The sequence below is a fragment of the Phenylobacterium sp. genome (genome assembly GCF_037189685.1).
Taxonomy (GTDB): domain Bacteria; phylum Pseudomonadota; class Alphaproteobacteria; order Caulobacterales; family Caulobacteraceae; genus Phenylobacterium.
This window is the reverse complement of sequence record NZ_JBBCIT010000015.1, coordinates 46,090-60,228: the sequence shown is the minus strand read 5'-3', so window position 1 is coordinate 60,228 and position 14,139 is coordinate 46,090. Positions and strand designations below refer to the sequence as shown.

The 14,139-nt window shown below is 69.3% G+C and carries 9 protein-coding genes; 6 read left to right on the top strand and 3 right to left on the bottom strand.

Features of this window, described 5'->3' with window-relative positions:
- Positions 1-83: 83 nt before the first annotated feature.
- From WG212_RS11800 to WG212_RS11785, 4 genes are all read left to right on the top strand, one after another.
- Positions 84-2,303 carry a TonB-dependent receptor gene (locus WG212_RS11800; RefSeq protein ID WP_337187295.1) on the top strand — a complete coding sequence of 740 codons (2,220 nt, stop codon included), beginning with the start codon at positions 84-86 and terminating at the stop codon, positions 2,301-2,303.
- 62 nt (positions 2,304-2,365) lie between these two features.
- Positions 2,366-2,827: a hypothetical protein gene (locus WG212_RS11795; RefSeq protein WP_337187294.1), complete on the top strand. Its 462-nt coding sequence runs from the start codon at positions 2,366-2,368 to the stop codon at positions 2,825-2,827.
- Positions 2,824-3,507, top strand: a complete 684-nt coding sequence (locus WG212_RS11790) for a winged helix-turn-helix domain-containing protein (protein ID WP_337187293.1) — start codon at positions 2,824-2,826, stop codon at positions 3,505-3,507. The genes WG212_RS11795 and WG212_RS11790 overlap by 4 nt, the downstream gene beginning before the upstream one ends.
- A gap of 4 nt (positions 3,508-3,511) precedes the next feature.
- Positions 3,512-4,879, top strand: a complete 1,368-nt coding sequence (locus WG212_RS11785) for a HAMP domain-containing sensor histidine kinase (RefSeq protein WP_337187292.1) — start codon at positions 3,512-3,514, stop codon at positions 4,877-4,879.
- Positions 4,880-4,958: 79 nt separating this feature from the next.
- Here the strand turns inward: WG212_RS11785 and WG212_RS11780 are convergent, their stop codons facing one another.
- The 3 genes from WG212_RS11780 to WG212_RS11770 all read right to left on the bottom strand — a co-directional run bounded on the left by WG212_RS11780 (position 4,959) and on the right by WG212_RS11770 (position 9,942).
- Positions 4,959-5,696, bottom strand: coding sequence for a DsbA family protein (locus WG212_RS11780; protein ID WP_337187291.1), 738 nt, complete (start codon positions 5,694-5,696; stop codon positions 4,959-4,961).
- A 37-nt stretch (positions 5,697-5,733) separates the two neighbouring features.
- Positions 5,734-7,125 carry a M48 family metalloprotease gene (locus WG212_RS11775; RefSeq protein ID WP_337187290.1) on the bottom strand — a complete coding sequence of 464 codons (1,392 nt, stop codon included), beginning with the start codon at positions 7,123-7,125 and terminating at the stop codon, positions 5,734-5,736.
- A 171-nt stretch (positions 7,126-7,296) separates the two neighbouring features.
- Positions 7,297-9,942, bottom strand: a complete 2,646-nt coding sequence (locus WG212_RS11770) for a ribonuclease E/G (protein WP_337187289.1) — start codon at positions 9,940-9,942, stop codon at positions 7,297-7,299.
- A gap of 484 nt (positions 9,943-10,426) precedes the next feature.
- Between WG212_RS11770 and WG212_RS11765 the strand changes: the two genes are divergently transcribed.
- Together WG212_RS11765 and WG212_RS11760 are read left to right on the top strand one after the other, a co-directional pair.
- A complete protein-coding gene (locus tag WG212_RS11765; RefSeq protein ID WP_337187288.1) occupies positions 10,427-11,584 on the top strand; it encodes an N-acetylmuramoyl-L-alanine amidase in 1,158 nt (385 codons plus the stop codon).
- Between the two features lie 155 nt (positions 11,585-11,739).
- Positions 11,740-14,121: a penicillin-binding protein 1A gene (locus tag WG212_RS11760; RefSeq protein WP_337187287.1), complete on the top strand. Its 2,382-nt coding sequence runs from the start codon at positions 11,740-11,742 to the stop codon at positions 14,119-14,121.
- Positions 14,122-14,139 lie beyond the last annotated feature (18 nt).

Below are 14,139 nucleotides of genomic sequence, written 5' to 3'. Positions count from 1 at the left end.
CGCGTCATCGCCGCCAGTTACCAGCCTGTCCTGCAAGTCATTCGCAATCGCGCTTTCGCCTTCAGGAACCGGGACTTCTTTCAATGCGTCGCCACTGCACTTCCACGACTCTGTCGAAACTCCTTTCGGGCGTAGCAACCCTGGCGCTCGGGCTGTCGAGCGCCGCCGTCGCGGAGGAGGGCGGGGGAAGCGCCGTCCAGGTGGATGGGGTCGTCGTCATCGGCACGCTGGAAGAGGCGCGGCTTTCGACCGGCTCGGCTGTCGTCATCGGCCCCGAGGAGCTGAAGACGTTCGAGTTCGCCAATATCCATTCGATCCTGCGCAGCGCGCCGGGGGTCTATGTCCGCGAGGAGGACGGCCTGGGCACCTTCCCGCGGATCGGCATTCGCGCCTCGTCCTCCGGCCGCAGCGATCGAATCTCGATCATGGAGGACGGCATCCCCGCCGCCATGGCGCCTTATGCGAACACGTCGGCCTACTACTTCCCCTCGGCTGGCCGCATGAGCGGCGTGGAAGTGCTCAAGGGCCCCGAGATCCTGCGTTACGGGCCGCAGACCACCTCCGGCGCCATCAATCTTCTGTCCACGCGGATTCCGAGCGAGCCCTCGGGCTTCGTGAACGCCGAGATCGGTGGCTGGAACACGCGCCGGCTCCACGGTTGGGCCGGAGGCATGTCCGGTCAGGTGGGCGCGCTCATCGAAACCTACCAGCACAGGACGGACGGCTTCCAGAATATCGACCGTTCCAGCCGCACGGCCGGCAACAACGTGCGCGAGTACATGCTGAAGCTCCGGTGGCGTGCGCCCGAGGGGGCCGTGATCCAGCAGCAACTCGACCTGAAGCTCTTCAAGGGGGACAACGAAGCGGACGTCTCGTACCTCGGGCTGACCGACGCCGATTTCCGGCGGGACCCAGACCGCCGCTACGGCCTCGGCGAACTGGAGCGCATGGATCAGGGCCGGGAGGCCGCCAGTCTTCAGCACCAGATCCAGTTCACGCCCGGCATCTCCCTGATCTCGACGGCCTACTACACCGACACGTTCCGCAACTACACCCGCCTCAACCAGATCAACGGCATCGCCGTCAGCGGAACGGGCATCACCGCGCAGATCAACAACGGCGCCGCCAACGCCGCCTTCCTTCAGGGCATCCTCGACGGCACGCAGAACACCACCCACGCCAACGGCGTCCGCTACGGGAACAACTTCCAGACCTTCATCGCCAAGGGCCTCTCGTTCGAAGGGCGCGCAGCCTTCTCGACGGGTGGACTCGAGCATGAGCTGCTCGGCGGCGTTCGCCGCCACAAGGACACGACCAAGAACACGGCCACGATCTCGAACGTCATCTACAACCAGGTCAACGGCAGCCTCGTGTTCAGCCGGGGAGATCCGGGGACGCCGAACCGCGGATACGCCCGGGCGACCTCGTTCTGGATCGCGGATCGGGTCCGTATCGGCGGGCTCACCCTGCTTCCGTTGGTGCGGCACGAGAACGTCAAGACGCGGGCGAACGTGGCGCTGCCGACAAGCGCCCGAAACGCTCTCAAGAAGACCACCTGGGGTGTCGGGCTCAACTATCAGGTCAGTGAGGACTGGACGGTCCTTGCCGGTCTTCACAAGGGCTTCGCGCCTCCCGGCTCAGGGGCGGTCGAGGGGAGCAAGGGGGAGGAGAGCACCAACCTCGAGGGCGGGCTGCGCTTCCGTCGGGGCGGGCTCGGGATCGACGTGATCGGCTTCTACACGGATTACGACAACGCGCTGCGCAACTGCCTCTTCGCCAACCCGTGCGCCGACGGGTCGGTGGATGGCGTGCAGCAGGACGGCGCCAAGGAGGTCTATGGGCTCGAGGTCGGCGTCTTCGCCAACCTGTTCGAGGGCGAGGGTTTCCGGGTCCCTCTTCGACTGGCCTATACCTACACGGACGGGGAGTACACCCGCGCGGCCGACATCGCGTCCGGGGTCCGCAAGGGCGACGTGCTGGACTATACGCCCAAGCACATCGGTCGACTGGAACTCGGCGTGGATCACGACGTCGGCTTCAAGCTGAACCTCGCGTTCAACTACTCGGACGGGACCTGCATCAACACGACCTGTGGCCGGGCCGGCGTGGATACGCGTTTCCTGAAGACCCAGAACCTGTTCACCGCCGACGTCTCCGCGTCCTACGCGATCACGCAGTCGGTGGATATCTATGCTCGGGTCGAGAACCTCTTCGACGAGCGCAAGATCACCCATCGCGGCACCGATGGCGCGCGCGGCAACCCCGCCCGCTACGTGGGCGGCGGCGTTCGCGTGAGCTTCTAGTCGAGGCCGGCGCCTGAGCGCCCATATCCGGGCGCGCAGGCGCCGGTTCCGTCGAGATGGCGATGGCCAACCCCAACCAGCCTGTTCAGCGGCGCAACGTCTACGAGCGCAAGGCCCTCTGCCTGCTCCGGGGAGAACCGGTGGCGTTCGACGCGCGTGGTCCGGCGATCCGGACCCATGCGCGCCGACGTCCTCCCCTGGACGACTATTGCAAGGTTCACTTCGCGTGCCTTCGCGAGTTCGCGCGTCGAAACGGGCTGGAAGTCGAGGCGGTTGGCTCGAAGTATGTCTCGACGGGCGAGTTGACAGTCCTGCGCTGGTTGGCCGAAGCCCAGCGACGCAGCGGCCTGCGCACCTGCGATCTCGGGGATCTCGGCTTGAAGACGTCTCTTCTCCACTGTGCGGAACTGCTGAAGGACCTGGGCATGCCTCTGCCCGTCCAGACGCTCTACAGCTATCCGAGCGGCGGACATCGAACAGACAGCATCGGCATGCCGGTTCGCCGGACCCCAGGGTCGTCGTGAACGTCCTTCTTGTCGAGGACGACCACAAGACCGGCGCGTTCATCGTGCGGGGTTTCACCGAGCGCGGCCATCTGGTCCGGTGGGAGAAGGACGGGCCGGCCGGGGCGGCGGAAGCGCGCACGGGCCGATACGACGTCCTGATCATCGATCGCATGCTGCCCGGACAGTCGGGGTTCGCCATCGTGGAAACGCTGCGTTCGGAGGGCGTCGGCTCGCCCATTCTGATCCTGACCGCACTCTCCTCGGTGGAGGAGCGTGTCCAGGGGCTGGAAATCGGCGCCGACGACTACCTGGGCAAGCCGTTCGCTTTCAGTGAACTGCTGGCCCGCGTGCGCGCGCTCCATCGTCGCGGCGCCGAGGCGGGCGCAACGGAGCCGGGCCACATCGCCGTGGGCGACCTTGTGGTGGACCTGCGAAACCGGCGTGTCGTCCGCGCCGGGCGCCGGCTCGACCTGACGCCGCAGGAATTCCGGCTTCTCGAGTTCCTGGTTCGGCGCGTGGGCCAGACCGTGACCCGCACGATGCTGCTCGAAGGCCTGTGGGGCTACGACTTCGACACCCGCACCAACATCATCGACGCCCATGTCAGCCGGCTGCGCGCCAAGATCGACCGGGGCTTTGACGCGCCCTTGCTCCATACCCTGCGCGGCGTAGGTTACGTCATCGATGCGCCGGGCTGAGCCTTTGTCGGGCCTTTGGCGCACCGCGACGTTCAGGTTCGCGGTCATCTTCGCGTCGATCTTCGGCGTCGGCGCGGTGCTGCTGCTGCTGGTGCTCGATTTCAGTATCGCCCGGTTCGCCGAACGCGAACTGCACAACGCCCTGCGCCATCAGATGGCGATCATGCGCGCCGACGCCCAGCTCGAAGGCGGAGCCGCGCTGGCGAACATCCTCGCAGAACACGTCCGCACCGACACCGTGAGCCGGTATCGCTATCTGGTCATTCCGCCCGACCATCCCAGCTTCAACAGCGGTATCCCCGAAGACGCCGTCCGCCTCCGGGGCTTTGGCCACGTCAAGGCGCGCGCGGCCGACGTCCCGTCCAAGGCGGCGGCGAACGTGGTGGAGATGCTGGTCCTCACCGAGCGCTTGTCGGACGGGACGGTCCTGGCGGTCGGCCGCGAAAGCTATCCGCTGGAAGATCTGCGGGCCGGCCTTCACGCGATCGCCCTCTGGGGCGGCGGCGCTCTGATCCTGCTCGCCATAGCCGCGGGCTCGATCGCCGGGCTGCTGTTCCTCCGGCGGCTGGAGCTCGTCAACGAAACCACCAGCCGGATCATGGAAGGCAACCTTTCCGAGCGGATTCCACCGATCGGCTTCGGCCAGGAATTCCATGATCTCACCCGGAACCTCAACGCGATGCTCGAACGGCTGGAAACGGCCATGATGGCCATGCGGCAGGTCTCCACCGACGTCGCGCACGACCTGCGCATGCCCCTGACGCGTCTCCGAAACCGGCTGGAAGAGCTGGATGCCGCGTCGGAGGCGCAGGCGACGCAGATCGAGGACGCGATAGGGGAGGCGGATGAACTGCTGCTGCAGTTCAACACCATGTTGCGTCTCGCCCAGCTGGAGTCGGGCGGTATCCGTTGCGAGATGAGGCCGGTCGACCTCATGCAGATCACGGAGCGGGCGGTGGAAGCCTTTCAGCCCGCGGCCGAGGAGGGCGGTCGCACGTTGTTCGGCAAGCTGGAAGGGCCATGCCTGGTCCTGGGAGACGCCCGGCTGCTGAGCCAGCTGCTCGGAAACCTGGTCGACAATGCGCTGCGCCATACGCCGGCCGGCGCCGTTGTCGCTGTGGAGGTCCGTTCCGACCTCGAGGACGTGGTGCTGGCGGTCTCAGACGACGGCCCGGGGGTGCCGGAACACGATCTTCCGCACCTCACCCTCCGGTTCTATCGGGTGGACGACAGCCGGAGCGGCGCCGGAACAGGACTGGGGCTGACGTTGGCCGCGGCGATCGTGAACCTGCATCACGGCGTCATCTCCATCTCCAACCTGCGGCCGGGGCTCCGCGTGGAAGTCCGGTTTCCCCGCGCCGCGCCCGGATAGCCGCGGGCGCTCGCCGCCCGTTCGCGGAAGGTGATCGCCGGCCGAGAGAGCAACACCGTCTCGGCGGCCACCGCGCGCCCTAGGTGGCCGGCGTCCCCGGCGGCGGCTTCATCGCCGCGGCGCGCGTGCGGGCCAGAGCGGCGCGGACGGCGTCCATGTCGGCTCCCGGGATGACGTAGTCGCCCACCACGAAGGCCGGAGTGCCCTGGAGGCCCAGCGCGCCGGCCAGCAGGCGGGTGTCGCGGATGTGTTCCTCGATGGCCGGGTCGGCTGCAGCCTTGCGCACCGCCTTGGGGTCCAGGCCCGCCTCGGTCAGGTGGCGGTCCAGGGCCGCCTCGTCCAGGCCGCGGTCGGCCATCCAGGCCTTGTGGAGGTCTGCGCCCTTGGCCTTCACCTGAGGCGTCAGCGCCAGGTGGGCGGCGCTGTCCGACACTTCGCCGAAGATCGGGAACTCCTTCAGGACGACCCGTACGTCCGGGTTCTCCTGCGCCAGCTTGAGCACCTCGGGGGCCACCACCTTGCAGTAGCCGCAGCGGTAGTCGAAGAACTCCACCACCGTGAACGCGCCGTTCGGGTTGAGCACCAGGTCGCGGCCGTCGCGCTCGAGCGCCTGACGATGCTTCTCCACCGTCGTGGCCGACGCCTTGGCCTGCTCCAGCATCTGGCCCTGCCGCAGCTTGACGATCGCCTCCTCGATCACCTCGGGATGTGCGAGGAGATAGGCGCGGACCTTCTCGCCGAACGCGTCGTCGCTGGCCTTCTGGCAGCCGGAGAGGGCGAGGCTGGCGGCCAGGGCCGCCGCGAGTGTCGGGATCATTCTCATCGCGTGCAGATAATCGGGGTTGGGGGCCGGCTCAACGCCGCGTGCTGTTCACCGAGCCCTCGCGGGCCAGGTCGCGCAGGTCGTCGCGGGTGGGTTCGGCGACCAGGACGATGTCGGTGGCGCGCCGCCACTCGGGGGTGCCGCGGTTCAGCATCTCGCGGGCGCGCATGGCGAACACCCGGGCCTGACGCTTGTCGCCGATATAGAAGTTGTACTCGGCGGTCGCGAGCCGGGCCAGGCCGTCCTCGCCCAGCTTGTCGTGGGCCTCGGCCAGCAGGCGCCAGGCGACGGCGTTGTCTTCCTCCTGGGTGAGGGCGCGCTTCAGCTCGCCGACGCCTTCCTCGATCTTCGCCTTGCTGTTGAGCGCGATCAGGGTCTGGCCCAGGTTGACCCGCAACAGCGGAGCCTCAGGCTTGAGCTGCACCGAACGCCGCTGCGGCTCCTCGGCCTCGGCGGTCCGGCCGAACTCGAACAGGATCTGGCCCTTCAGCTCCCAGAGGTAGGGATTTTCGGGTTGTTCCTCGAGCAGGTCGTCGATCAGCCGGATCGCGTGGTCGGGTTCCCTGAGCTGGTAGTAGGCGATGGCGCGCGCGTAGCGGGACGGGTAGTCGGTGGCCTTCTCGTCGTACTTGGTGATCGCGATCTGCGGATTGAGGAAGCCGTCCAGCTTGGCCTTCATGATGGCGTGCTCGGCCAGCAGCTCGGGGCTGTCCTTCTTGTCGTAGTTCGGCTGGACCTGGACCTTGCGGCGCAGGGATTCGATCCGGTCGGACGAGATCGGGTGGCTGCGGAAATAGGCGAACCGCCGGGCCTCGTCGAAGACCTCCTGGTAGCGGAAGTTGTCGAAGAACTCGGCCAGGCCGCGGCCCGAAAGTCCGGCCTTGTCCAGCAGCATCGCGCCGGCCTGGTCGGCGCGGCCTTCCTGCTCGCGGCTGTAGCCCAGGGCGCCCAGGGTGCCGAAATAGCTGGCGCTGCCCGCCAGGCCCGCGGCCGCTTCGGGCGAGCCGGCGATGGCGGCGAGCACGCCCAGGCCCATGGTCAGCAGGAACGGCTTCATCCCCGCCGAGCTCATCTCGCCGCGCCGCGCGCTGTGGCCGGCGGCCAGGTGGCCCACCTCGTGAGCGATCACGCCCTGCAGTTCGTTGGGGTCCTTGGCCTGGAGGATCAGGCCGGTGTTGAAGCCCATCACCCGCGGCCCGGCGAAGGCGTTCAGCTCCTTCGAGCCGATGAGCAGGATCTCGACGTTGTCGGGGTTGATGCCGGCGGCGTTGAGGATCGGCTCGGCATACTTCGCCAGCGTCTCCTCGATCTCGGTGTCACGGATCAGCGTCTGGGCCGAGGCCGCTGGAGCGGCGAACGCCACGCTGACGGCCGCGAGGGCCGCGAGCGCGAGGCGGGGGGCCGACCGGAATGGGGAGATCATGCTCGACACTCGTTACGTCCGAAATCGCCCCCATGATCGTTGATGCTAGAGCGCAAAACGCCCCAGTGGAACCCCGAGCGGAAACCTGTCTCCCCCGCGTCCGGCGGGCCGAAGGCCGGACACCCGGCGGCGAGGTCAGGGCCCGCCGCGTGGCGGGCCCTGGTCCGTGGATCAGCCGCGGCGCCACCAGCCTCGGCGCGGGGCCGGGGACGGCCCGCTGATCTCGTTCGGGTCGCGTTCGGCCGGGGCGGCGGGCGCTGCCGCCGCGACGGGTTCCGGTTCGGGCGTTGGCGCAGCCTCGGCGACCGGTTCGGCCGCAGGCTCGGGTGCGGGCTCAGGGGCCGGAGCCGCCGCCTTGCGGGCGCGGGTGCGCTTCGGCTTGGCGGGCGCAGGTTCGGCCTCGGCGGCGACAGGCTCGGGCGTCGCCTCGGCGGCCGGTTCGGGCTCGGATTCGGGCTCGGGCGGCAGGGCGGGGGCGGGTTCGGCCGCGGCTTCCGGCGCGTCGTCCGCCTCGGCCCGGCCGCGACCGCGGCCCCGGGTGCGGCGGCTGCGCTTGGGCTTCTCGTCGGCGGGCGGCAGTTCGACCCAGATGTCGTCCTCGGCCGTGGCTGCGACGGGCGCGGCCTCGGTCTGCTGCGGGACGGCGGCGGGTTCAGGAACAGGCGCCACCTCGGCGGCGACGGAGTCGACGTCGGCGGCCGGCTTCAGGTCCTCGGCCGGATCATGCCAGACGAAAGGATCGTCGCCGTAGGGCACCCAGGGGCGGACCCACGAGAACATGTCCTGCGGCCGCCCGTCGTCGCGCGTGCGGCGGCCGCCGCGACGGCCCCGACGACGACGACGACTGTCGCGGTCCTCGTCGCTTTCGGCCCGAGGCGCGCGCGCCTCACGCTCGCCGGTTTCGGCGCGTTCGGGTCGTTCGGGGCGCTCGTCGTCCCGCCGGCCGCGGCGACGGCGGCGGCGGCCGCGCCGCCCCTCGTCGTCGTCCCGGCGCCGGTCCTCGCGCGGATTGCGGGCATGGGCCTCGTCGTCGTCGGAATCCTCACGCTCGAGGGCGTCTTCGTCCTCCGCGTCCTCTTCCTCGTCCTCCAACGCCTCGTCGTCGAAGTCGTCCTCGTCCTCCGCCGGCGGCTCGTAGGCCTGGACGGGCGCGGGGGCGGGCGGCGGCGCGTGGTCGGGCCGGGTTTCCATCGCCGTCCGCTCGATGGCGTGCTCGGCGTGGGCCATCTCGTCCTCGATGACCACCGTCGCGAAGAGGCCGAACGACTGGTGCAGGCGGGCCAGATGGCCGCGCTTCTCGTTCAGGATGTAGAGGCCGACGGCGCGCGGCACGCGCAGGGTGGCCTCGCCGCCGCCCTTCAGCGCCTCGATCTCCAGCGCCCTCAGCGCGGCCAGCGCGCTGGACTCCACCGAGCGCACGCGCCCGGTGCCGCCGCAGTGCTCGCAGACGTGGGTGGTGCCTTCCAGCACGCCGGTGCGGCGGCGCTGGCGGCTGATCTCCATCAGGCCGAAGGGGCTGATCTTGCCCATCTGGACCCGCGCGCGGTCGTCCTTCAGGCAGTCCTTCAGCTTCTTCTCGACCGCCCGGTTGTTCTTCGACTCGTCCATGTCGATGAAGTCGATGACGATCAGGCCGGCCAGGTCGCGCAGGCGAAGCTGGCGCGCCGCCTCCTCGGCGGCCTCCATGTTGGTCTTGAGCGCCGTGGCCTCGATGTTCCGCTCGCGCGTGGCGCGGCCGGAGTTCACGTCGACCGCCACCAGGGCCTCGGTCTGGTTGATCACCAGGTACCCGCCCGAGCGGAGGGGCACGACCGGCGAGTAGATCTGGCTCAGGTGGTCCTCGACCCGGTGCTTCACGAACAGCGGGGTGGGCTCGCGATAGGCCATCACCTTCTTGGCCTGCGAAGGCATCAGCATCCGCATGAATTCGCGGGCTTCCTTGTAGCCGGCCTCGCCCTCGACCCAGACCTCGTCGATATCCTTGTCGTAGAGGTCGCGGATCGTGCGCTTCACGAGGTCTTCCTCCTCGTAGATCAGCGCCGGCGCGATCGAGTGCAGGGTCGTTTCGCGGATATTCTCCCAGAGCCGCAGCAGGTAGTCGTAGTCGCGCTTGATCTCGGCCTTGGTCCGCTTGGCGCCGGCCGTGCGCACGATCAGGCCCATGCCGGCGGGCACGTCGAGGCTGGCGACGACGCTCTTCAGCCGCTTGCGGTCGGTGGCCGTCGTGATCTTGCGGCTGATACCGCCCCCGCGCGCCGTGTTCGGCATCAGCACGCCGTAGCGGCCGGCCAGGGAGAGGTAGGTGGTCAGCGCAGCGCCCTTGTTGCCGCGTTCTTCCTTCACGACCTGGACCAGCATGATCTGCCGGCGGCGGATCACCTCCTGGATCTTGTAGCGGCGCATCAGCCGGCGGCGGCGGCGCGCCAGCTCCTCCTCCATGACGTCGTCTTCGTCGTCGGCCCCGCCCAGGTCGACCTCGTCCTCGTCCTCGGGGTTGCGGGCCTTGGGCTCGGGACGGTCGTCCTCGTGCTCCTCGGCCTCCTCGCGCAGCAGGGCTTCGCGGTCGGCGTGGGGGATCTGGTAGTAGTCGGGGTGGATCTCGTTGAAGGCCAGGAAGCCGTGGCGGTTGCCGCCGTACTCGACGAAGGCCGCCTGCAGCGACGGCTCAACGCGCGTCACCTTGGCGAGATAGATGTTCCCCCGAAGCTGTTTCCTGTTCTGGCTCTCGAAATCGAACTCTTCAACGCGGTTCCCGTCGACGACCACCACACGCGTCTCTTCCGCGTGGGCTGCGTCGATCAACATCGTCTTGGGCATAAGTCTCTCCGCGGCGCGCGGGGGCGATGACGCCCGGGCGCTGCCGGCAATGGGGACGAGCGCGCGCATGGCCGGCCAGAGCGCCGGGAACGGCGGCTCGGGAGGCCTGGTGGCCGGAAGGGGCTCGAGCTGCGCAGCTCATCGGGTGTGTTCCTAGGCGCGTCCCGGAGGGCGCGGATCGGATTGGGCGCCGCGGCCGAATACACGGACGAAACGGGCGCCGGTGGTTGTTGGCGCGCGGCTTTCGGGCCCGTGTCGGGCGCTCCGGCGCAGCGCGGGCGGACATTAGCAACACCGCGGGCCAAAAGGAAAGCGCGGGCTGCATGCCCGGCATCGGGCGGCAAGACCTCGTTAACCCTTTGTCCACGCGCCGTCGGACTATATGGCCATGAGGTCCGCTTTCTGCGAATCTCCGGTTTTTCGGGGCCTTAGGATGATCGGGCGGCTGAAGGGCATGGCAGGAGGCGGCAGGGCGCGCGCCATCATGGCCGCGGCCGTGGCCGCATTCGGCCTGGCCGTCTTCGCCGTGGGCCACGCCGCGACCCAGACCGCGACGCTGCTCAAGGTCCGAACCGGCGGCGACGGCCGCGAGACCCGCCTCGTCGTCGACCTCGACGGTGCGACCAGTGCGCGCGTGCTCGCCGACGGTTCGTCCGACCGCCGGGTCTCGATCCTGCTGAACGGCGTCGAGACGGCCCAGCCCCAGCAGGGCGCCGGCCGGGGGGTCGTGCGCGCCTGGACGATCGAGAAGGCCCAGGGCGGAGCCCTGCTGCAGATGGAGCTGGCGGGCGACGCCAGCCTGAAGCGCCGCTTCCTCCTGCCGCCCGCCGACGGGATCACCAACTACCGCTATGTGATCGACGTGGCCGCCGCGCCCGACGCCGTGATGACATCCGCCCCCCGGAAGGCCGCGGCTCCGCAGATCCGCGAGAAGTTCCTGCCGGCCAGCAAGCCGCCCCTGCCGCTCAAGAAGGTGGTGGTGATCGACGCGGGGCACGGCGGCAAGGACGTCGGCGCGCAGGGGGCGCATGGGTTCGAGAAGGACATCAACCTCGCCGCCGCCCTGGCCCTTTCGGACGAACTGAACCGCTCGGGGCGCTACAAGGTGGTGATGACGCGGACCACCGACGTCTACATCCCCCTGGAATCGCGGGTGCGGATCGCCCAGCGCGCGGGGGCCGACCTGTTCATCTCGCTGCACTCGGACTCGGCTCCCGAGACGAATCTCCAGGGCGCCAGCGTCTATACGCTCTCCGACCAGGCCTCGGCGCGCGCGACCCGGTTCGTCAGCCAGGACGACTGGTTCATGAAGGCCAGCCTCTCCGGCGACCAGGGGGTCCGCGACATCCTGTTCGACCTCACCCAGCGCGCCACCCGCAACCGTTCGGCGGTCTTCGCCCAGACCCTGGTGTCCAACCTGGAGGGGGAGGCTCCGCTGCTGCGCCGCAGCCATCGCGACGCGGGCTTCATGGTCCTGCTGGCCCCGGACGTTCCGGCCGTCTTGCTGGAGATGGGCTTCATCAACAATCCCGAGGACGAGGCGCGGCTACGCGATCCCGCCGCGCGCAAACGCCTCGTGAAGGCGGTGGCCTCGGCCATCGACACCCACTTCGGCGAGCCCATGAAGGTGGCGTCCCGCTGACGCAGGCGTGATCGGGCGGCGTTGGCGCCCGCACCGACACAGGCTAGACGACGGGCGGACGCGCCCTTGCGACGCGCCCGAGTCCGCCGAGGTTCCGTCGCACGTTGACTTCGCCAATCCGCCCAGAACCCGGCCTGCCGAGGCCCTCGCGCTGGTTGGCGCTGGCCGGCGTCGGAATCCTCAGCTTCATCGCTGTCGCCGCGGCGGCCCTCGGCGTCTATGCGGCGTGGCTGTTCCACGACATGCCCGATGCGGGCGAACTGGTGGACTATCATCCGCCCACCGCCACGCGCGCCTATGCCTGGGACGGCACCCTGATCGGCGAGTTCTCGCGCGAGCGGCGGATCTTCGTCCCCTACGACGCCATCCCGCGACAGACGGCCCAGGCGTTCCTGGCCGCCGAGGACAAGAGCTTCTTCCGTCACGGCGGGGTCGACTTCGGCGGCCTGGCGCGGGCCATGATCCGCAACGTGGTCAACCTGGCCCAGGGACGGCGGCTGGAGGGCGGCTCGACCATCACCCAGCAGGTGGCCAAGAACATCCTGCTGACCAGCGACGCCACCATCGGCCGCAAGCTGAAGGAGGCGATCCTCGCAGCCCAGCTCGAACAGACGCTCTCCAAGGAGCGGATCCTCGAATTGTACCTGAACGAGATCTGGCTGGGATATCGCTCGTACGGCGTCGGCGCCGCGGCGTACAACTACTTCGGCAAGTCGCTCAGCGAGCTGACCCTGGCCGAGAGCGCCTATCTGGCGGCGGTGCCCAAGGGGCCCGACAACTATCATCCGCTGCGCCGCACCGAGGCGGCCGTCGGGCGGCGCAACTGGGTGATCGACCAGATGGCCGGCCTGGGCTGGGTCACCCGCGAGGAGGCCGAGGCGGCCAAGGCCGAGCCCCTGAAGGTCCAGCCCGCGCCCACGCGCTCGCAGTACCGCGACGCCGACTATTTCGTGGAGGAGGTGCGCCGCATCGCCCTCAACATGGAGGAGCTGGGCGACGAGCGGCTGAACGCCGGCGGCTACTACATGCGCACCACCCTGGACCCGCGCCTGCAGAGCGCGGCGAAGGAGGCGCTCATGAAGGGGTTGGAGACCTATGACCGCCGCCACGGCTGGCGCGGCGCCTGGGGCAAGGTCGAGACGCTGGACGGCTGGGAGGACATCGCCCGCAAGACGATCAAGCCGCGCGAGCGGCAGGACTGGAAGCGCGCCGTCGTCACCAGTGTCGCGGGCGGGAGCGTCCAGGTGCGCCTGATCGAGGGCCAGACCGGACCTGTCGTCGGCCAGGACGTCTCCTGGGCCCGCGCCGGCCGGGGAATCGGCGTCGGCGACCTCGTCTTCGTCGAGGCGACCGACAACGGCCAGAGCTATCGCCTGCGCCAGGTGCCGGCGGTGAACGGCGCGATCGTCGCGATGGAGCCCTATTCGGGCCGGGTGCTGGCGATGGTGGGCGGCTATTCGTTCTCGCTCTCCAGCTTCAACCGCGCCACCCAGGCGCTGCGCCAGCCCGGATCGGCGTTCAAGCCCATCGTCTATGCGGCGGCGCTGGAGAGCGGCTACACGCCGGCCAACACGGTGATGGACGCGCCCATCACCCTGCGCGGATATGGCGGCCGCGACTGGAGCCCGGAGAACTACAGCCGCGACTACTACGGCGCCCTCACGCTGCGCCGGGGCCTTGAACTCTCGCGCAACACCATGACCGTCCGCCTGGCCCAGAGCGTCGGCATGACCAAGATCTCGGACCTCTCCGTGCGCATGGGCGTGACGCCCAAGATGGACAAGGTCCTGGCGATGGCCCTGGGCGCGGGCGAGACCACGGTCTACCGCATGTCCGGCGCCTACTCGTCCTTCGTGAATGGCGGCCGGCTGGTGCAGCCGCACCTGATCGAGGTGGTCGAGGACCGCAACGGCAAGGTGATCTGGCGCGCCGACCGACGCGACTGCCTCCGCTGCGACGCGGGGTTCACCGGATCGGAAAGCCCCCGCATCCCGCGTGGCGGGGATCAGGTGATGGATCCCGTCACCGCCTATCAGGTCACCTCCTTCCTCGAAGGCGTGGTGCTGCGCGGCACGGCGACCCAGGCCGCGTCCCTCGGCAAGCCGCTGGGCGGCAAGACCGGCACGACGAACGACTACCGCTCGGCGTGGTTCATGGGGTTCTCCCCGAACCTCGTGGTGGGCGTCTACATCGGCTTCGACGACAACCGCAGCCTGGGCCGGAACGAGACCGGCAGCGTGGCCGCGGTGCCGATCTTCGTGGACTTCATGAAGACCGCCCTGGAGAAGGAGCCGGCGACGCCCTTCAAGGCGCCGGCCAACGCCAAGTACGCCCTGGTCCGCGGCATCCGGGAGGCCTTCCGGCCGGGCACCGAGCCGTCGCTCCAGATCGAGGAACTGGGCGCCGCGGGCGCCGCTTCGGGACCACAGCCCTACGACAAGGTCTGGCAGGACGGCCTGACCGGCGCGCCCAACGCCGGCGCGGCCGTCGCGCCGCCGCCGCCGAAGAAGCGGGACGACCTGTCCGACTTGTTCTAGCCGGCCTTGTTCCGGCGC